We start from the raw sequence: 18,942 nt of genomic DNA on the forward strand, positions 1-18,942 counted from the left end.
CTGCGTGAAAACAGAGAGGAGCTACTGCAAAACATCCGGAATGGAAGATACAGGCCAAGCCCGGTGCGACGCAAAGAGATCCCCAAGCCAGATGGCAGCGGCGTGCGGAAGCTCGGCATCCCCACAGTCATAGACCGCATCATCCAGCAAGCCATCGCCCAGCAACTGCACCCCCTGTTCGAGCCGCTCTTCTCGGAGGGAAGCTACGGCTACCGTCCGGGGCGAAGCGCACAACAAGCCATCCGAAAAGTAAAAGCTTATGCGGAGCAGGGGTACGGTCATGCAGTTGAAATCGACCTGTCCAAATACTTCGACACGCTGAACCATGAACTGCTTCTGAATCTCTTGCGCAAACAAATCCAGGATAAGCGCGTAACCGACCTAATCAAAAAGTATCTGAAAAGCGGAGTCATGGAAAATGGGATACGCCGCGAAACAGAAGAAGGCTCGCCTCAGGGCGGCCCGTTGTCGCCGCTTTTGGCAAACATCTATTTGAACGAATTCGATCAGGAGATGAAAAGTCGGGGAGTAACGGTCATCCGCTATGCGGATGACATCGTGGTGCTTGCGAAGAGCAAGCGTGCAGCGATGCGGCTACTGGAATCCAGCCGAACCTATTTGGAAAAGCGGCTAAAGCTCCAATTGAACACGCAGAAGAGCAAGGTAGTCAGCGTCATGGCGCAGAAACACTTCAAATTCCTCGGATTTGCTTTGGGGAAGAACGGAAACGGCGTATACGTACGCGTACATCGTCAATCCCTAGCTAAGGCAAAGAAGAAGCTGAAAGAGTTAACGAGTCGAAGCCAAGGCAGGAATGCGCGGCAGGTCATGGAGAAAGTGAAAGTCTATATTCGCGGCTGGATCGGCTACTTCTACATAGCCGACATGAAGCGAACTCTGCAAAGGTGGAACGAATGGCTGCGAAGACGGATGCGCATGTACATCTGGAAGCAGTGGAAGAAGCCGAGAACGAAGGTACAGAACCTGCGAAAGCTGGGAGTACCGGGAGGGAAGGCTTACCAGTGGGGAAATACAAGACTCGGGTACTGGCGCATTGCCGGTAGCGCTGTATTGCAATGCTCTGTTACAAACGAAAAGCTCGCACAGGCAGGGTATTATGACTTCCCTGCCCAGTACGAGCGTCTCCGTCAATTGCACTCAAGCGGTTGAACCGCCGTATACCGAACGGTACGTACGGTGGTGTGGAAGGTCGGCTACTCAACTAATGGGTAGCCTCCTATCCGATTAGGCGGCGATACGAAGTGGAATGCCTATTGCTCGGTCAGCATAGCATGTGACAAGAAGGAGAAGGCAGGGCATGCGCCCACTTCAAGGAGGTTATCTCATGCTACCCTATGTTGTGCAGCAGGGGGACACGCTGCTTCGCATTGCTCGCAGATTCGAGGTGAATGCCGCTTCGCTGTTAGCCGCCAATCCGCAGATATCCCCCGAGTTGCAGCTAATGCCTGGTCTGCTGCTTTCGATACCGACGGGGAAGGTTACGGTCTATTGCGTTCAGCCCGGTGATACGATAATCCGGCTGGCAGGAGCATTCTCACTGTCTATTCAAGCGCTTGCAGCTGCCAATCCCGGTTTGGACCCCAGACAGCTTGTGACAGGACAGCTTCTAATTGTGCCCAGCGGCGGTTATCATCGCATTGTTGATGCCAGAGCTGAATACGGACATGTCGAGCTGATGGAGGACATGGAGATGCTGGAGCGCGAGTACCCGATTCTCTCCAAGAGCGTCATTGGCCATAGCGTCATGGGGAAGCCGATCTATGCGCTGCGAATGGGAGAAGGGGAGCGCAAAGTTCATTTTAATGCGGCTATGCATGCCAATGAGTGGATTACGACGCCCTTGCTGATGACATTCGCCGAGGATGCTGCACAGGCATGCTCGCTTGGCGAGATGATAGGCGGTACGGATATGCGCTCGCTTCTGAAGGAAGTGACAGTGTGGTTCGTTCCGCTTGTCAATCCTGATGGTGTCGAGCTGGCACAGGAGGGCTTGCGGCGGAACCATCCCCATTATGCAACACTGCTTCAGATGAACCGCCAATCGCATCGTTTCTCCAAGTGGAAGGCCAATGTGCGGGGGGTAGACTTGAACGACCAGTTTCCTGCCTTCTGGGAGGAGGAGGTGGAGCGTAGAGCGGCGAATGGACCGGGGCCGCGTGATTTTCCCGGCATCGCGCCATTAACAGAGCCGGAAGCCCAAGCTTTGGCGAATCTCACCAAGAAGGAGCAGTTCGATCTTGTTGTGGCGCTTCATACGCAGGGCGGGGAGATTTATTGGAATTATCGCGGCTATGAGCCGCCGGAATCGGAGCGAATTTCCTATAAGCTGGCTCAGGCCAGCGGGTATAAGTCTGTAAAGCTGCGCGGCAGTGATGCCGGTTACAAGGATTGGTTCATCCAAGATTATCGCAAGCCTGGATTTACAGTTGAAGTCGGATATGGAATAAATCCGCTCCCGATTGAATCGTTTCCTGATCTGTATGACGAGATCCGTCCCTTGCTCATTGCCGCAATGGAGGCAGTCGCATGCGATAAATAAGAAGCAGCAGATGATGGAAGAACACCCCAGTTCACTGGGGAGCTGCCGTTATGCCAAGCTAAACCGCGCGATTGCATCCAGTGCTTGGTGTAAGGGCGGCTCCGCATCGCGCGTGCCTCCCGGCGCGCGGCGCCATCCCGGCACGCGGCGCCATCCCGGCACGCGGTGCTCGGTCACACGCCAGCGGTCAAACCTTGAAGTTCAGCGGCACTGGACATGGGTGCCGCTCTTTTGTTTTGGGCTGCTATGACGAGGATAAGGAAAATTTAAGATTTTGAAGAGGGGAATTGTTGAACATGGGTTGGTATAATGAAGAAGAATTCTCAATAGGAAGCAGCTGAACGATATGAATAATGAGACGATACTGCTCGTGGATGATGAGCCCGAAATTATTAAGCTGATGCAAATCTATATGGTGCAGGAGCGGTTCCGGCTGCTGGTCGCTAACAGCGGCGAGCAAGCGTTGGAGATTGTACGCAAGGAAAAGGTGGATCTCGTTGTTCTTGATATGATGATGCCAGGCAGGAATGGAATCGAAACCTGTCTTGAAATTCGGGAACATAGCGAGATGCCAATCATTTTTTTATCCGCCAAAGGGCAGGAGATTGATAAAATTACAGGATTAAGCGTAGGGGCGGATGATTACGTTACGAAGCCGTTCAGTCCGCTTGAGCTTATCGCGAGAATCAAGAGTCAGCTTCGCCGTTACAGTAAGTATGCCTCTTCACAGTCAGCGAATGACACGATTGAGATTGATGGCCTGACAATTAATTCAGCTACGCATGAGGTGATCGTTGAGGGCAAGCCGGTTAAATTAACGCCAAGAGAATTTGCTATTCTGGAGCTGTTGGCGAACAATCGGGGAATCGTATTCAGCGTTGAGCATCTGTACGAGAAGGTATGGAAGGATACTTTTTTCGAAGCGAACAATACCGTTATGGTGCATATCCGCAAAATTCGCGAGAAAATCGAAGCCGATCCGCGCAAGCCCACCTACATTAAAACCGTTTGGGGTGTCGGATATAAGATTTAGAGCATGCACACTTTTGGACATGCACACGACGAGAGGAAGCTGACAAACCTATGAAAACGAAGCTGTTCCAGACTTTTCTGTGGAAATTCATGCTCGCCTTTCTGACGAGTATAGCCGCATTGGGAGTGGTGCTGTCTGTTATCTATTACGTCGCCTATACGATCATTCGGTATAATCCCTCTTCATCCTTTCCCCTTACAACCTTTCTTAGGTGGATTATTAATCGAATTGGCTCTGTCCCCGTCATGTCTGTCCTGGGCTGTGTTCTGTTCCTTGTGTTCTTCTTCCTGTTCTCCAGAAGGATTATTCAATCTATCGAGGTTATTACTTCTGGACTGGAACAAATGGCTCAAGGCGATCTCTCGCATCGGATCCCCGTCGTCTCTGCTGACGAGCTAGGTCAAGTGGCTCGCACTGTGAACAAGATGGCGGAGCGTCTCAGCGAGTCGCAAGCAGAGGAGAGGGCAGCCGTTCAGGCTCGCAACGATCTGATTACGGGAGTATCGCATGACCTGCGAACCCCGCTGACATCCGTTCTGGGCTTTCTTGAATATATCGAGCATGACCGCTATAGAGATGAGCTGGAGCTGCGTCAGTATGTCAGCATCGCCTATGAGAAATCTCTTGTGCTGCGCAAGCTGATTGATGATTTATTCGAATATACGCGCGTGACAAGCAGCGATATCCCCCTTCAGCAGGAGAAGCTTGAGCTTGTTCCCTTTCTTCAACAGCTAGCTGAGGAATTCATGCCGCAGCTGGAGGCGGCAGATATGGTCTGCAAGGTGCATATCCCTAGCCAGTCGATCACAGTAGTAGGGGATGCTGAGCTGCTCCTTCGCGTATTCGAGAATCTGGTATCGAATGCGATACGTTATGGGCGGGACGGCGGTCTTCTGGATATCGTGCTGGAGCGTGACGATCAATGGGCAATGGTCACATTCCGCAATTATGGCGAGGCGATTCCAAGCAATCACCAGCAGCATCTGTTCGAGCGCTTCTATCGGGAGGACCCGTCCCGCTCCAAGCAAACAGGAGGCAGCGGGCTTGGACTTGCAATTGCCAAGAGCATCGTGGACCTGCATGGAGGCAGAATTGGAGTTAGCAGCAGCAAACGCAAGACTGAATTCACCGTCCAGCTGCCGATAAGCGCATCTCAGAACTAATTGCTGAGGTGAACCTCGGACATGGAGATGCATTGCGCTTTCCACTCATTGTTAAGAAAAACATAAGATTTTACCCCTGCAGAAGTTAAGAATCGGTATTTATACTTTGGTAAAGATGCGATTCTTGATTGATTATTAAAGGGGGACAGAATGATGCGGATGTTGTTCATACTGCTGTGCGCATTGTTTTTTCTATTCGTTGTTTGGTCGATTAGGCGGAATATGCTCAGCCGAAAATATGCGCTGCTGTGGATCTCGCTTAGCGGAGGATGCTTCAGCATGATGCTGTTCATGATCTGTATGGATCAGCGCTAACGACAGGGTAGCTTTCTTCTATGATATAATAGGGGGAAAAGGAGGCTGATCTCGGTGCGTAAGTTATTGTCACTTCGTCATTGGCGTCATGTGTTTGTGCGAATTTTTCGTTTGCTGGGCGCAAGAGAAGTACGCTTGTCGGACAAGCTTCTCTACGTAGTGCCGGTTCTGCTCTACTGGGTGCTGCCTGATTTCCTCCCTTTTCTGCCGATTGATGATATAGCCTTTACGATGATTGTTGCAGAAGGGTACACCAAATACATGGAACGCAAATATTCAGGGCGCATTCAACAATAGCATGTTGAACATTGCCGGTTGATTCTTTACAATAAGATAGATAAATGAAGAAGATAAGGCTTCCCCCATGCGGAGGCCTGAGCTGAAGGAGATGGAAGGCGAATATGAATTGCAAAATAACCCGCAATGCGGCGAAGGTTCTCCGCCAAGAGCTGGACATGCCTGAGAATGAGGGTAAGCTGCTGCGCGTTTATGTCACCCATTCGCATGGTGATCATGCGCATTATGGCATGCGTATGGATGATGCCGGCAGCAACGATGAGACAATTGAAACCGACAAGGGGATTACCGTCGTTCTGGAGCAAGGCGTCGAATTGCTGGATGGCGTCAAAATTGATTATCATTACTTGCCCAAAGAAGGCTTCGTTATATCGAATCCGACCAAAGGCAACCACGGCGATCACTAATCGCCGAGGGTTGGCAAGGAATGTGGAGCGGGGAGACTGACGATGGCAAACGACATACGGATATGTGATAAATGCAAGCATACACGCGTCAAAACGATGGTGACCAAGCTGGAGAAGCTGGCGCCGGGCACAGAGATTCGCGTCGGCTGCAAGTCATATTGCGGGCCTTGCTCGCGCTTTGCCTTTATATTCATCAATGGACGTTATGTAACTGCGGCTACGGAAGACGAAGTCATTGCGAAGGCGAGCAAATATATTAAGAAATAATGGAAGAGGCTGTCCCGAGATGCACGCTGCTGCTCATGGGATGGCCTCGTCGCTTTTAACGGATCTTGGTAGGTTGTTTCTATGTAACTTTTGCAGGAGAAGGCTGAGACGCTTCATGAAACAATGGCTGAGCAAAGGGGAATGCTAACCCTGCTCAGCCATTGTTGGTTACTATATAAATTGTACGAAAGAAGAACAACAGAGCGGAGCAGGGAACAACAGCGATCGTAAGAACATTCCCCAGCGCAGCGGTATGGAAGTTCCTTTCAATCGTTCAAAGGCTTCCCTATTCCTTCTGACGGAATGCTTTGATCAAATCATTCTCAACAACCAGATCAGAGGTGACCAGCTCTTTGCGCGCTGCAGCGGCTCCATCGCTGCAAAGGTTGCGGTCCAATGGCTCGCCGCTTGCCGCATCGAGACATTTGCTATGCTCCGGCAATCCGTCCTCCGCCGGTATATAGAATACCTTGCCATCTGTATAGGCGCCGTTGCGCAGCACCATTGTTTTGCCCGCTAGCGGCTTGTCCAGGACGAGCGGTGTTCCGATCAAATACTTGTCAGCGGTTGAAATGCCAAGCAAGTGCAGAATGGTTGGCATCAAATCAATCTGACCGCCAGCATCGTCGTATACCCCAGCTTGATCCCCGCCTGGCAGATGAACTAGAAGCGGAACCTGTTTCAGGATCTTCAGCCGGTCCAGATCGTTCAGCGGCTTGCCCATGAATTTCTCGAACGGCTCCCAGTCTCTGATGGAATTGTCGTGATCCCCATAGAACAACAGGATGGATTCATCCCATAGTCCCTCGGATTTCAATCGTTCCACCATATGGCCGAATGCGATGTCAACGTAATGAATGGACTGCAGGTAATCTCCGAACATCGTTCCTTTATAATCGCCGAGATCCAGCTTCTGATAGCTCTCAGGCAGCGCATACGGATGATGACTGGATAAGGAGATCAAGAAGGAGTAGAAGGGCTGCTTCTGCTTCGTCATCTTATCAATGGACTGTCTGAAGAAAGAGTCATCGCCGAGCGACCAGCCGAGCGGTTCATCGATCGTGTAATCCTTCTTGTTGTAAAAGGTATCATAGCGCATGTTGTGATACATCGTGTTCCGATTCCAGAAGCCGCCATCGTATGCATGGTAGACGGAAGTGCTGTAGCCGTTGTCCTTAAGCGTGGCAGGCAGGCTGTCGAATTGATGATGCGAGTAGCGGATGAATACCGAGCCTGTAGGCAGCGGCTGCAATGAGATATTGGCAGCAAGATCAGCATCAGAGGTCCGGCCTTGCGATGTCTGATGATAGAAATTGCTGAAATAGACGCTTTCTTCGAGCAGCTTGTTTATGTTCGGCGTTACCTCTACACCGTTGACTGATCGGCCGATAACGAAGTTCTGGAACGCTTCAGCTTGAATCATAATGACATTCTTGCCGGCATACTTGCCGAACATGGCATCTGACTCCAGTCCTTCCCGCTGGCCTGCACGTTCGGCAAACCATTGCTTGGCAGCTTCAATCTGCTCCGGTGGAACCGTCTTAACGTCGAACCAGTGCTGATTCGCGTAACGATAAATGTCATAGCCGTGGAAGCCGATTACACCCGTAACATTATACAGGGACAGATTCCACCAGTTGCCGACGAACAGCCCTTGAGCCCAAGTCCGCTTCGCAATGTTGACGGGCACGAATACGAGTGTGAGGCCAGTCGCAAATACAATCAAGCTAATCGAGAACCGCAGAATGATTCGGCGCCATCTCTGCTGCTTGGCGAAGGAAAGCGAAAGCTGTTTGTCTTTCCTGCGGAACAATACAAGAATGGCATAAGGAACAATAAACAGCCAATCGACAAAAAACCAAATATCAGCAGCGTAGAGCAGTGAGCCGATACTATCGCCAAGCGAGCTCACCTGACCTGCCTGTGTCAATACTGGAATCGAGATTAAATCTTGAAAGTAGCGGAAATAGATGAGGTCGGAGTAGATAATCCCGGTTAACAGCAGGTTCAGAAGCACAAGCGCAACGATGCGTCCGCGCAGCGGCAGCCACAATGTCCAGAAGGAAACGAGTGCAAGCGCTCCTAATCCGGTGAATACGTCGTCCACATTCATCGCCATATTGGGAACATTAATAAATCGGTCAAACATTACAAGCTTCAACATCATCAGCACGAAAAACAGGAGCAGATCGATACCCTTCATGCGCTTAGCGAACGCAAGGGATGCTGTAACGCCACGACGTGACGCGGTTAAGAGCTTACCAATCATTATTAGGAATTCCTTTCTATTTACAAAAAATCAATATGATCCTCTAATTATAGTACAGTCCGTCCGCATTTCAAATATAGAATAATTACTCTTGGCTGCGAAAAGGAGGAAGGGGACCAAAAAACTGGTACAAGGCGCATTCAATTCGGCCGTTGTATAATTTGCGCTTCTTATCCGCTTGGCGGCCCAGGTAGTGCTCGAAGGACTTGGCGGGACTGAGCGCAAAGAAGGACCATGTCGGCAGTGTTGCCGTCGTGAAGCCGAGCTGGCGTATCGCTTTCTCCGCCTCTTCATCATCGCCAAGTCTGGTGCCATAAGGCGGATTGGTAATGATGCAGCCGTAATCGCCTTCCGGCTTTGCTTTCGTCACTGGCAATACGTTCAGCTTGATCTCCTTGCCTAGCCCGGCTTTCTTAATGGCTGCCTCTGCTACTTCAATGGCAGTGGGATCGATATCGGACCCGGAGATCATGAGCGGGAAGTCATCTTTAACGGAATCGTAAGCCTCGTCACGAGCGTCCTCCCATAGCCGCTGGGGAATGATGTCCCACCCTTCACTATTGAACGTGCGGCGAAGGCCAGGCGCAATGTTCCAGCCGATTAGCGCGGCTTCTATCGGAATGGTTCCTGAACCGCAGAAGGGGTCGTATAGCGGCCGCTCTGGACGCCAGCGGCTGAGCAGCACCAAGGCCGCTGCCATCGTTTCCTTCAGCGGCGCTTCTGTTACGAGCTTGCGATAGCCTCGCTTGTGCAGCCCTGGCCCGGTTGTATCCAGTGTAATAAGAGCAATATCATTCAGCAGATTGACTTCAATGACGTATCTGGCTCCATCCTCATGGAACCATTCTGTCCCGTAGGCTGCTTTCATTTTCTCCACAACGGCTTTCTTCACGATGCTCTGGCATGCAGGAACGCTTGAGAGCTGGGATTTATGAGATCGTCCTTCAACAGGAAATTCGCCGTCCTCTGGTATCCAATCCGGCCAATCCAGCGCCTTCGTCCCCTCGAACAATTCGTCGAAGGTTCTGGCTGGGAATTCCGCCATCTTGACCAATACGCGGTCAGATGTCCGAAGCCACAGATTTGTTCTGCAAATATCGGCATAATCCCCTGAGAATGTGACACGTCCGTTCCCAACTACTGTATCGGTATAGCCTAATTCCTTTAATTCTCGCGCTACAATGGCTTCAAGTCCCATTGGCGCAGTTGCGATCAGCTGTAATTTATCCATTAACATTCACTCCGTTTTCGGTTATCCTCGGTTGTGTCCGGTCTCACAAAATCATACAATCAAGTATAGGACAAACCGTGGTTTAATTACAAACCCGGATTTATTGGAGGGCTGTCAGAGATGCCAACAGAACATTATGTAGAACAATTGCTGGGTCAGGACGCGGAATTGGAGCGTGTGAAGCAATCCATCAGCCAGCACGACATGCCGGCAATTTCGGTTGCGCCGGGTTATGGGCGGCTCCTCTCGATGCTGGTGAAAATGTCGGGAGCGAAGAATGTGTTGGAAATAGGGGCGCTGGGCGGATATAGCGGAATTTGCTTGATGCGGGGGCTGCCTGAGGATGGACGTTTGACATCGCTGGAGATCAAGGCGCAATTCGCCGATGTGGCATGGACGAACCTGAAGGAAGCGGGATATGGGAATCGTGTTGACTATATTCTTGGGGATGCCAAAGCGAGCTTGGCTATTCTGGAGGAGAAGGGGCGCAAGTTTGATTTTTTCTTCATCGATGCGGACAAGGAGAGTTATCCTGTCTATCTGGACTGGGCGATTCGGCTTGCCAATCCAGGTGCAGTCATTACAGGAGACAACGCTCTTCTTCATGGAAGAACGATTGATTCCAATAAGAATGGCCCTTCTGTCGTTGCGATGAGAGAGTTCAATGAGCGAATGGTGCGGGACGAGCGCTTGATGGGAACTCTGCTGCCGGCCTATGACGGTCTGGCTGTAGCCATTGTGAAATAGAGGCGGCCGCAGTTATGAGAGCAAGAATGTACTACGCCATCATAGTATTGATTGTTATCGCGCTTGGTCTGGGCTCAAGAGCATACGGGGACTTCTTGCCTGATTATATTGCGGTCAATGCGGGCGATGTCTTATGGGCAGCAATGATCTATTACGGCATACGCGCACTGCAGGGGGATAGACCATTGAAGTCGGCTATCGCTCTGAGCGTGCTGTTCTGCTTTGCAATCGAATGCAGCCAGCTCTACCAATCCCCTTGGATCAATGCTGTTCGATCGACTTCACTGGGCGGACTCGTATTGGGAAAGGGATTCCTTGCCGTAGACCTTATCCGGTACAGTGTCGGGATTGCTGCTGCCTGCCTGATCGACCGCTGCTGCTTGATGAAGGCCCGTCATTCTTGACCTTGATCGGGAGGGCCGTCTGCTCCAGTCAGATTCAATGGAGCAGCTTGCAGCAGTGGACGGCTGTCCACCGCAGATAGCTGCCCACTGCAGATAGCTGTCCACCGCAGATAGCTACCCACTGCAGATAGCCACCCACCGCAGATAGCTACCCACTGCAGACAGCGTTACTCCGCGATTCATTCCAATTGTTTTATGCCTCGCTCGTCTCTGCTGCGTGCCAACAGCGTCTGCCGGACCCATATCGCATTAATGAAGAAGAGAGCGGCTGAGGTGAGGAACACACCCTCGATGCCGATCCAGCCTGAGATGAGCCCGCCAACAATAGGGCCGATCATATTGCCTATGCTGAGCGTGCTGCTGTTCATGCTGAAGGCGCGGCCTTCCATGCCATCAGGCGTAAATTTCCGAATAAGCGCATTGACAGACGGTATGAGGCCGCCCAGGAACATCCCCTGCAGGAAGCGGAACAGCAGCAGTTGCCACACTGTTGTTGCCATCGCCTGCGGTATGAACAGCACTGCTGCTCCGATAAGCGAGACGCCAAGGACCCATTCCTGGCCGATTCGGTCGCTCAGCTTGCCCAGAAGCGGGGCGGCAATCATATTGGACAGGCCCGCCGCAGACCCGACAAAGCCAGCCCAGAAGGCGAGATTGACTGCCGTTCCATGCAGCTCCTGCACATAAAGCGGCATAAGCGGCATAGGTCCGATCATGGCGAACTGGATCAGGAAGGTGACCGCAAATAATGATGCCAGCTGAGGTATGCGTCCGAGCTGGCGAAAGCCTTCGATGAGCGACATGTTGGGCATGGCGGCTGCTTGCACGCGGTCGAAGCTTTCTTTTACAACGAACATGGCAAGTAAGGATGCTAGAAAAATAAATGTTCCCGTAATGTAGAAGATGGAACGGAACCCGATCCAATCCGCCAGCAGGCCGCCCATAAGAGGCCCCAGAATCGTGCCGGCGATTGCGCCTGACTGGAGCGTTCCCATCGCAAAGCCCATGCGGCTTTTAGGCGTTGTTGCAGATATGAGTGATATGGAAGCCGGACTAAAGCCGGATATCGTGCCGTTGATCAGCCGCAGTGCCAGCAAGTGCCAGGGCGATGTCGCAAAACCCATGCAAATCATCACAATCGCCATGCCGAAGCCTGACCGGAGGAGCATGATTTTGCGTCCATATCTGTCTGACAGCTTGCCCCAAAGAGGTTGAAACAGAAAGGCTGTTACAAAGTTGCCTGCAAAAATAATGCCGGCCCAAGTAGCGGTTTCATGGGGATCGCTCACTCCCAAATCGCTCTGCAAGTAAAGCGACAGGAAAGGGATAATCATCGTCATGCCTGCCATAACGAGAAATTGTCCGAACCATAGCACAATCAAATTCTTTTTCCATTGCTCCATCGTATCGCACTCCTGTCTTGCTCTCTAGATGTAAGTAAACACAGTAATGCAAGTATATCATAAGGAGCAATGCGACCAAGACTGGCAGGAGGAAGGAGGAAGGAATGAGAAGGAGGATGGCTCGAATAGATGCTGGAATCCAGCCATTTGTCATACGATTGTCAATGATCGTCGATTGTTGACGGTTGTTACACTGCCGCAAAAAGGGCATAATGATATGAAACACAAGGAAAACGATAGAAATGGGGAACGTGAATGAGCTACAACGACCGTTTCATCCGAGCATGCCGGAAGGAACCTATCGATCAGGTGCCTGTATGGTATATGCGGCAAGCGGGACGCTATGATCCCGAGTACCGTAAAATTAAAGAGAAATATTCACTGCTGGAAATTTGCAAACAGCCTGAGCTGGCTGCCGAGGTAACGCTTATGCCCGTTAAGAAGCTGGGTGTAGACGCAGCTATTTTATATTCCGATATTATGAATCCGGTGGCTTCCATCGGTATTGATTTCGATATCGTGGCGAACGTCGGACCTGTTATAGACAATCCGATTCGTACGGCGGCTGATGTGGCGAAGCTGAAGCCGATCGATGTGGAAGGCGACTTGTCGCATGTGCTGGAAACGATTCGCATTCTTGACCGTGAGCTTGACGTGCCGCTAATTACATTCGCAGGCGCGCCGTTCACAATCGCGAGCTATCTTATTGAAGGCCGACCGTCCAAGTCCTATATTCGGACGAAGACGCTTATGTACAGTGAACCGGCGATCTGGTTCCAGCTGATGGACAAGCTCGGCGATATGGTGATCACTTATTTGCGGGCGCATATGGCGGCTGGAGGCAAGGCATTCCAACTGTTCGACAGCTGGGTTGGAGCACTCTCGCCAGCGGACTTCCAGAAGTTTGTGCTTCCGACGATTGAGCGGATATTCGCGGAGCTGTCGGATCTGGAGCAGCCTAAAATTTACTTCCCTGGTGTTGCGTCAGGCGAGCTTCTTCCCGTATTGGGAAGCATCCAAGCTGATGTAATCGGGCTTGATTGGCGTGTATCGATTGCGGAGGGCCGCCGCAGGCTTGGGAAATCGTTTGCTGTTCAGGGCAATCTTGATCCTTATGTATTGACTGCGTCCATGGAAATGATGAAATCTTATGCCAAGCCGATTATTGACGAAGGGCTTCAGCAGCCTGGGTTTATTTTTAATCTCGGACATGGACTGTTTCCGGAAGCCTCGCTCGACAAGCTTCGTCAGCTGACGGAATTCGTTCATGAGTACTCGGCAGAGGCTATCAATAAAGCGGACACCAAGGAGGCGCGTCATGCCTAAGCGGACAATTGGAGTGCTCGTTATGTCCTATGGAACGCCAGAGAGCATGGACGGCATTGAGGAATATTACACCCATATTCGCAGAGGACATGCTCCGACGCCGGAGCAGCTCGCTGAGCTGACTGGGCGCTATGATGCAGTAGTAGGCGGTGTATTCCCGCTTCGCGAGAATACGAACCGGCAGGTGGCAGGCCTGCAGGCTGTGCTGGATCGGATGGCGCCTGAACGCTATGTCTGCTATCAGGGCTTGAAGCATGCACGCCCCTATATAGAGGATGGTGTGGAGAGCATGGCGGCCGATGGCATTAAAGAAGCGATCGGTATTGTCCTTGCGCCGCATTATTCTGTCATGAGTGTCGGCAGCTATGTGAAGCGCGCTCGCGAGAAAGCGGAAGCGCTCGGTATTGCGATGCGGTTCGTGGAGAGCTATCATCTTCATCCGAAGCTGATTGAAGCGCTGACCGATCGTGTGTCTCATGGACTGGAAGGGCTGAATGCAGTGAAGCCTGTCAAAGTATTGTTCAGCGCGCACAGTCTGCCGGAGAAGATTCGCGAAATGAACGATCCGTACGAGCAGCAGCTGCTTGAGACATCTGCAGCTGTCGCAGCGGGCGCAGGCGCTGCCGATTGGCAGTTCACATGGCAGAGCGCAGGGCGCACGCGCGAGCCGTGGCTTGGACCGGATATTCTGGACACACTTCAGGAAGTGAAGGGGAACGGATATGAAGGGGTGCTGGTTGCCCCGGTCGGTTTCGTATCCGATCACCTGGAAGTGCTCTATGATCTTGATATCGAGGCGAAGAGTGCAGCGAAGGAGCTCGGCATGGTGCTCGAACGTATCGAGATGCTTAATACGGACATCCTCTATATGGAGACTTTGGCGGAGTCGGTTGTATCCGAAGACGATTGGCAGCATGAATGAGAGATTGGCGCATTCCGCGATAGACAGAGGAGATGAATGAAATGCGGAGATCAAGAGGGCACGATTCGCTAGTCGTAATTGGCGGCGGGATCAGCGGACTGAGCTCCGCTTTTTATTTGCTTCGAGAGGCAAAGGCGCGAGGCCGGCAGGCGCATGTGACGATCATTGATCCCGCGCCGCGATTGGGCGGGAAGATCAATACGTTGAAGCGGGATGGCTTCGTTATAGAACGCGGGCCGGATTCCTTTCTTGCCCGCAAGCAGCCCATGATCGATCTGGCGCGCGAGCTTGGCATTGAAGGGGAGCTTACCGGAACGAATCCGGAAGCGAAGAAAACGTATATTCTTCATCGCGGCAAGCTTCACCCCATGCCGCCAGGTCTTGTGCTGGGCATTCCGACGGAGATTGCGCCATTCGCCAAGACGAGCCTGCTAACATGGGGCGGCAAGCTTCGTGCGATGATGGATTTTGTTCTGCCATCACGCAAGGAGACGGGGGATGAATCTCTTGGAGGTTTTCTTGAGCGGAGACTTGGGACGGAGGTTATGGAGCGTGTCGCAGAGCCGCTCCTTGCTGGAATTTATGCAGGGGATCTGCGCAAACTGAGTCTGCAGGCTACATTTCCGCAGTTCGGCGAAGCGGAACGCAAACGCGGCAGTCTCATTCGGGGGATGCGTGCGAGTAAGCGCGCAGGCGCGAATACGGCCGCTAATCCAAGCTCGCTGCCAGGCGCTGCGGGCAAGAGTGTATTCTTAACGTTCAAAGGCGGCTTATCTACAATTGTAATGGCTCTTGAAGAAGCCTTATCGGGAACTGAGCGGAGGCTCGGAGTAAAAGCGGTACAGATTATAGACCGAAGGAAGTCCAAGCTCGCAGAGTCGGACTCGGCACGGGAGGGTCAATCTAAATTAGCTGGAGGGCCGCAAGCTGAGCGCGATGCTGTGGATGCTGTGGATGCTGCAGATGCTGCGGCTGATAGAGCTGTGCAAGCGCGTGAAGCCAACTCACGCTATGAAGTAGTGCTGAGCAATGGCGAGACGATAGAAGCGGACGGCATTGTTGTCACTACGCCTGCTTATGATGCAGCGGAATTATTAGGCTCGCATGTAAATACCGCAGCGCTGGAGGCTGTCCGTTACGTGTCTGTCGCTAATGTTGTTATGGCGTTTGACAAGGCAACGTTCGGTCGTGAATTCGACGGTTCGGGCTTTGTGGTTCCCCGCTCCGAAGGAATGACGATTACAGCCTGTACATGGACATCGGCCAAATGGCTGCACACCAGCCCAGATGATAAGGTGCTGCTTCGCTGCTATGTCGGCCGTTCAGGCGACGAGGCCATTGTCGATTTGCCGGATGATCAGCTTGCCGAAGCGGTTAGACATGATATCCGCGAGGTAATGGGTATAACGGCAGTGCCGCTATTCACCGAAATTACACGGCTTCACCGTTCGATGCCCCAGTATCCGGTCGGACATTTGCAGCACATTGCCGCTATGCGCAAGGAGCTTGAATCGGAACTGCCCGGCGTGTGGACAACGGGTGCGGCCTTCGATGGGGTCGGCTTGCCCGATTGTATTCGCCAAGGCAAAGAAGCCGCGGTTCGCGTGTATGAGATGATTTAATTACAATGAAACCGTATCGTATCTTCGCGTTCCTGCATTCTAAGCAACTAATAAGCCCCCACTAAGCTCCCTCCATATAGGATGAAAAAGATGCTTCCAGCCATACTTCTATAGTGGTTTTGGAAGCATCTTTTCACATCATTTGGGTCTGACTCAGTCGATATTGGACTTTTCGTACAGCCCCTACAACCACTATAGCCCCTACAACCACTATAGCCCCTACAACCACTATAGCCCCTATTTATACTTAACTTATCAGCAAGTGTAAAAAGCTGCCCTATTCAGGAGTGTTTGATCTGCACCGCGCGCAACTCCCATCACGGGGTAGAAAGTCTATGGGAATCATGGGAATCCAAAAAATGGACTCAAGCAGTTCGGGTACGAAGACTGTCATAATATGCATGGTGTGCAGGTCGTAGATGCTGGAGACTACTGTAAGCGGAAAAATCCTGCTTACAGCTAGCAAAAAAGTACGCGATCCTTCGTGTAAGCGGGAAAAATCGTTTTACAGCGCGAGCGAGCGAGTGAAATGGGCTTCGGTGGAGACGATAAGCAGACAAAACCCGCTTACAGCTAGCAAAAAGTGCGCGATCCTTCGTGTAAGCGGGAAAAATCGTTTTACAGCGCGAGTGAGCGAGTGAAATGGGCTTCGGTGGAGATGATAAGCAGACAAAAACCGCTTACAGCTCGCAAAAAGTGTGCGATCCTTTGTGTAAGCAGACAAAATCGCCTTACAGCCCAGCTCGACCGAGTGAGTGAATGAGATGAGATGAGCTTGCTTGGAGTAATACAGAGGGGCACTAGGATGTGAAGTTGAAGTAGCATATATTCGTCAAATCAAAAAGACCGTCAGGATCAAAATGAACTGCACCCCAATCGTTAGATGGCGTCTAACAATCGGGATGCAGTTCGAAACTGCCCTGACGGTTTTTACTATACCCATACATAAGCCAGTACCAGCATTGTATAGGCAGATTCATTGTTCATTCTATTGTCTGGAGAAAGGCCGACCTGAGTGCTCGGCATGATTAGAGACAGGCAATCGTCCAGGCAGGCAGGAGCTGAATCTTCCGCTTCAGCACCACGAGCAGCTCTCAACGCGCAGTGCAGAAGCTGCATGACAGCAGTCGGTCGACCACATTAGTCAAGCGGCGGATTGTAGCTTCCTTCGCGTTCAGCCTGATAGCGGTGAGCGATGCGGCTGCTTGCAGAAGCAGCGATAGCGCCGACGATATCGTCGAGGAAAGTATGGCACTGCTCGTCCTCTTTGTCATTCAGCTTCTTCAGAATGCCGGGCTTCAGCTTGTCCACATAGCCGAAATTTGTAAAGCCGATGCTGCCGTATACATTGACGATAGAGAGAGCGAGAATTTCATCACAGCCGTAGAGTCCTTCGTCATTCTCGATCATCTCTTGCAGCGGTGACAGGAGCTTGCCTTCCTCTGCCAATATATCGAGCTGAATGCCTGTAAGGACAGCGTTCTGCACCTCGCGCTTGGATAATACAGCCTCAACATTCTGCTCGCAGCGTTCAATTGTGAGTCCTGGAAAATACGATTGCTGCAAGAACATGACAAGCTCGGCGATCTGTGTTGTAGTGACACCACGCTTGAGGAGCCATTCCTTGGTGGCAGCAGCTACTTTTTCACTGTTAAGACTATACATTTTGGATTTGGACATCGGTATCACCCCTTGTCTGTATTTGTGGGACAAAACTGGTCTAATTAACCTGACGGGCTCGTATACATATTACTACAAAAGAGGAACTTGTACCATTCCTGCTGCACGCTATACGTATGACTAATCATGGGGAGGAAGAAACGACATGAATCACTATCGCCTGTTACGCCGGACTGCGCTGGCTGGAGTGCTGGCACTGCCTATTCTGACAACGGGATGCGGCTTGTTCTCACAAGAAGCGAGCCAGCCGATTGACCCGCCGCAAGGAAACACAGGAAATGCTGTCAGCTGGGAGGATAACGGCAATGCTGTTCAGCCTGGCGAGGGAACGCAGCTGACCGTGTATTACAAGGATAGGAACGGCAAGCTGGCGCCGGTAACGGTGCTTGCCGCGCTTGGCAGCGAGGAGAAAGCCGGCCAGAAAGCGCTGGAGATGATGGTGGAAGGCGGCCCTCTAGCCAATGAGATTCCAGAAGGCTTTCAAGCGGTTCTTCCACAAGGGACGCAAGTAATTGGCTACAATGTTGTGGCAGACCAGAAGCTGGCTATTGTAGACTTCTCCCAATCCTTCACCGACTATAATGCGATGGATGAACGAAGCATCGTTGAAGCAGTGACCTGGACGTTGACAGGGATGCACAATATTGAGAAGGTAAAAATCTGGGTGGATGGCCAGGAACTGCTTGAGATGCCTGTCGACGGGCTTCCGCTCGACGAGCCGCTGACACGGGCAGTAGGGATTAATCTGGAGGCTCAGGAGGGGATCAATTATAGTCAATCCACACCAGTTACGCTATATTTCTCAGCCGTTACGCCTAATGACGAGACGTATTACGTGCCCATAACCCGTCTGATTAACCGCACGGATAATCGGGCGAAGGCGGCGATCGAGCAGCTGATCAGCGGCCCTGTGGGCAGCAATGAGCTTGAAGCGGTGATGACGCCTGACGTTATCGTCAAGAATGTAACGAAGAAGAACGATATCGCCACTGTAGAGCTGGAGTATAGCGGTTATGAGGAAGGGCAGCAGGCTCCGGCTGAGATGATGCAGGCACTTGTTCTGGCGATGACTGAGAATACAGGACTTGCAAAGGTGCAGATCAAAATAAACGGCAAATCAAATGTCAAGGATACGAATAACCAATCCTACAGCGAGCCGGTAAGCAGACCCCAGCATATGAACGCTTTCAAATCGTAGCCAAATCATAACCAAATCGTAACATATATTCCGTGAGGTCAGGTCCAGTATTGGTTGTATTGACCGGGTCTCCTTTGCCGCCCTTATGTCATTTTATG

General features: G+C 51.6%; 19 protein-coding genes. 14 read left to right on the forward strand and 5 right to left on the reverse strand.

Features of this window, described 5'->3' with window-relative positions:
• The 8 genes from ltrA to L6H65_RS10465 form a co-directional block, all read left to right on the forward strand.
• On the forward strand, positions 1–1,170 hold a 1,170-nt coding region (gene ltrA, locus L6H65_RS10430; protein WP_236341317.1), incomplete at its 5' end, for a group II intron reverse transcriptase/maturase.
• Positions 1,171–1,345: 175 nt separating this feature from the next.
• Positions 1,346–2,560, forward strand: a complete 1,215-nt coding sequence (locus tag L6H65_RS10435) for a M14 family metallopeptidase (RefSeq protein ID WP_236341318.1) — start codon at positions 1,346–1,348, stop codon at positions 2,558–2,560.
• A 346-nt stretch (positions 2,561–2,906) separates the two neighbouring features.
• Positions 2,907–3,593 (forward strand): response regulator transcription factor, encoded by a 687-nt coding sequence (locus L6H65_RS10440; protein ID WP_236341323.1) that lies wholly within the window; start codon positions 2,907–2,909, stop codon positions 3,591–3,593.
• Between the two features lie 50 nt (positions 3,594–3,643).
• On the forward strand, positions 3,644–4,756 hold the full coding sequence (locus L6H65_RS10445; protein ID WP_236341325.1) for a sensor histidine kinase: 1,113 nt from the start codon (positions 3,644–3,646) through the stop codon (positions 4,754–4,756).
• Between the two features lie 150 nt (positions 4,757–4,906).
• A complete protein-coding gene (locus L6H65_RS10450) occupies positions 4,907–5,071 on the forward strand; it encodes a DUF2304 family protein (RefSeq protein WP_236341333.1) in 165 nt (54 codons plus the stop codon).
• Positions 5,072–5,125: 54 nt separating this feature from the next.
• Positions 5,126–5,368: a hypothetical protein gene (locus L6H65_RS10455; RefSeq protein ID WP_236341342.1), complete on the forward strand. Its 243-nt coding sequence runs from the start codon at positions 5,126–5,128 to the stop codon at positions 5,366–5,368.
• Positions 5,369–5,472: 104 nt separating this feature from the next.
• Complete coding sequence (locus tag L6H65_RS10460; protein WP_236341344.1) at positions 5,473–5,775, forward strand: iron-sulfur cluster assembly accessory protein; 303 nt, start codon at positions 5,473–5,475, stop codon at positions 5,773–5,775.
• Between the two features lie 42 nt (positions 5,776–5,817).
• The gene (locus L6H65_RS10465; protein WP_236341346.1) at positions 5,818–6,042 is read left to right on the forward strand and encodes a YuzB family protein; all 225 of its coding nucleotides are present in this window, start codon (positions 5,818–5,820) and stop codon (positions 6,040–6,042) included.
• A gap of 286 nt (positions 6,043–6,328) precedes the next feature.
• On the opposite strand, the gene L6H65_RS10470 is transcribed toward L6H65_RS10465, so the two are convergent.
• Together L6H65_RS10470 and L6H65_RS10475 are read right to left on the reverse strand one after the other, a co-directional pair.
• Positions 6,329–8,311: an LTA synthase family protein gene (locus L6H65_RS10470; protein WP_236341348.1), complete on the reverse strand. Its 1,983-nt coding sequence runs from the start codon at positions 8,309–8,311 to the stop codon at positions 6,329–6,331.
• Positions 8,312–8,396: 85 nt separating this feature from the next.
• Positions 8,397–9,542: a THUMP domain-containing class I SAM-dependent RNA methyltransferase gene (locus L6H65_RS10475; protein WP_236341356.1), complete on the reverse strand. Its 1,146-nt coding sequence runs from the start codon at positions 9,540–9,542 to the stop codon at positions 8,397–8,399.
• Positions 9,543–9,662: 120 nt separating this feature from the next.
• Between L6H65_RS10475 and L6H65_RS10480 the strand changes: the two genes are divergently transcribed.
• Complete coding sequence (locus L6H65_RS10480; RefSeq protein ID WP_236341358.1) at positions 9,663–10,289, forward strand: O-methyltransferase; 627 nt, start codon at positions 9,663–9,665, stop codon at positions 10,287–10,289.
• Positions 10,290–10,303: 14 nt separating this feature from the next.
• Positions 10,304–10,693 (forward strand): ribosomal maturation YjgA family protein, encoded by a 390-nt coding sequence (locus tag L6H65_RS10485; RefSeq protein WP_236341366.1) that lies wholly within the window; start codon positions 10,304–10,306, stop codon positions 10,691–10,693.
• Here L6H65_RS10485 and L6H65_RS26570 read toward each other — a convergent pair.
• Entirely contained in the window at positions 10,684–10,815 is a 132-nt protein-coding gene (locus tag L6H65_RS26570; protein ID WP_290370372.1) for a hypothetical protein, read from the reverse strand. The genes L6H65_RS10485 and L6H65_RS26570 overlap by 10 nt on opposite strands.
• A gap of 57 nt (positions 10,816–10,872) precedes the next feature.
• On the reverse strand, positions 10,873–12,096 hold the full coding sequence (locus L6H65_RS10490; RefSeq protein WP_236341368.1) for an MFS transporter: 1,224 nt from the start codon (positions 12,094–12,096) through the stop codon (positions 10,873–10,875).
• Positions 12,097–12,351: 255 nt separating this feature from the next.
• Between L6H65_RS10490 and hemE the strand changes: the two genes are divergently transcribed.
• Genes hemE through hemG form a run of 3 tightly spaced genes read left to right on the forward strand, consistent with a single transcriptional unit; the run spans position 12,352 to position 15,966 of the window.
• A complete protein-coding gene (hemE, locus tag L6H65_RS10495) occupies positions 12,352–13,422 on the forward strand; it encodes a uroporphyrinogen decarboxylase (RefSeq protein ID WP_236341371.1) in 1,071 nt (356 codons plus the stop codon).
• On the forward strand, positions 13,415–14,344 hold the full coding sequence (gene hemH / locus L6H65_RS10500; RefSeq protein WP_236341387.1) for a ferrochelatase: 930 nt from the start codon (positions 13,415–13,417) through the stop codon (positions 14,342–14,344). The genes hemE and hemH overlap by 8 nt, the downstream gene beginning before the upstream one ends.
• A 41-nt stretch (positions 14,345–14,385) precedes the next feature.
• Positions 14,386–15,966 (forward strand): protoporphyrinogen oxidase, encoded by a 1,581-nt coding sequence (gene hemG / locus L6H65_RS10505; protein WP_236341397.1) that lies wholly within the window; start codon positions 14,386–14,388, stop codon positions 15,964–15,966.
• Positions 15,967–17,106: 1,140 nt separating this feature from the next.
• Here hemG and L6H65_RS10510 read toward each other — a convergent pair.
• Entirely contained in the window at positions 17,107–17,646 is a 540-nt protein-coding gene (locus L6H65_RS10510; RefSeq protein ID WP_236341399.1) for a phosphatidylglycerophosphatase A family protein, read from the reverse strand.
• Positions 17,647–17,791: 145 nt separating this feature from the next.
• Here L6H65_RS10510 and L6H65_RS10515 point away from each other — a divergent pair, with 145 nt between their 5' ends.
• Positions 17,792–18,844 carry a GerMN domain-containing protein gene (locus L6H65_RS10515; protein WP_236341408.1) on the forward strand — a complete coding sequence of 351 codons (1,053 nt, stop codon included), beginning with the start codon at positions 17,792–17,794 and terminating at the stop codon, positions 18,842–18,844.
• The last annotated feature ends 98 nt before the right edge of the window (positions 18,845–18,942 follow it).

The organism is Paenibacillus plantiphilus, from assembly GCF_927798095.1.
Lineage (GTDB): Bacteria > Bacillota > Bacilli > Paenibacillales > Paenibacillaceae > Paenibacillus_Z > Paenibacillus_Z plantiphilus.

Bases quoted from the DNA above. Each gene is read 5' to 3' on its own strand.
- hemG (WP_236341397.1), top strand. From the start codon at position 14,386: ATGCGGAGATCAAGAGGGCACGATTCGCTAGTCGTAATTGGCGGCGGG.
- L6H65_RS10450 (WP_236341333.1), top strand. From the start codon at position 4,907: ATGATGCGGATGTTGTTCATACTGCTGTGCGCATTGTTTTTTCTATTC.
- L6H65_RS10490 (WP_236341368.1), bottom strand. From the start codon at position 12,096: ATGGAGCAATGGAAAAAGAATTTGATTGTGCTATGGTTCGGACAATTT.
- L6H65_RS10465 (WP_236341346.1), top strand. From the start codon at position 5,818: ATGGCAAACGACATACGGATATGTGATAAATGCAAGCATACACGCGTC.
- L6H65_RS10480 (WP_236341358.1), top strand. From the start codon at position 9,663: ATGCCAACAGAACATTATGTAGAACAATTGCTGGGTCAGGACGCGGAA.
- L6H65_RS10510 (WP_236341399.1), bottom strand. From the start codon at position 17,646: ATGTCCAAATCCAAAATGTATAGTCTTAACAGTGAAAAAGTAGCTGCT.
- L6H65_RS10435 (WP_236341318.1), top strand. From the start codon at position 1,346: ATGCTACCCTATGTTGTGCAGCAGGGGGACACGCTGCTTCGCATTGCT.
- L6H65_RS10485 (WP_236341366.1), top strand. From the start codon at position 10,304: ATGAGAGCAAGAATGTACTACGCCATCATAGTATTGATTGTTATCGCG.
- L6H65_RS10515 (WP_236341408.1), top strand. From the start codon at position 17,792: ATGAATCACTATCGCCTGTTACGCCGGACTGCGCTGGCTGGAGTGCTG.
- L6H65_RS10470 (WP_236341348.1), bottom strand. From the start codon at position 8,311: ATGATTGGTAAGCTCTTAACCGCGTCACGTCGTGGCGTTACAGCATCC.
- L6H65_RS10440 (WP_236341323.1), top strand. From the start codon at position 2,907: ATGAATAATGAGACGATACTGCTCGTGGATGATGAGCCCGAAATTATT.
- L6H65_RS10445 (WP_236341325.1), top strand. From the start codon at position 3,644: ATGAAAACGAAGCTGTTCCAGACTTTTCTGTGGAAATTCATGCTCGCC.
- hemE (WP_236341371.1), top strand. From the start codon at position 12,352: ATGAGCTACAACGACCGTTTCATCCGAGCATGCCGGAAGGAACCTATC.
- hemH (WP_236341387.1), top strand. From the start codon at position 13,415: ATGCCTAAGCGGACAATTGGAGTGCTCGTTATGTCCTATGGAACGCCA.
- L6H65_RS10460 (WP_236341344.1), top strand. From the start codon at position 5,473: ATGAATTGCAAAATAACCCGCAATGCGGCGAAGGTTCTCCGCCAAGAG.
- L6H65_RS10475 (WP_236341356.1), bottom strand. From the start codon at position 9,542: ATGGATAAATTACAGCTGATCGCAACTGCGCCAATGGGACTTGAAGCC.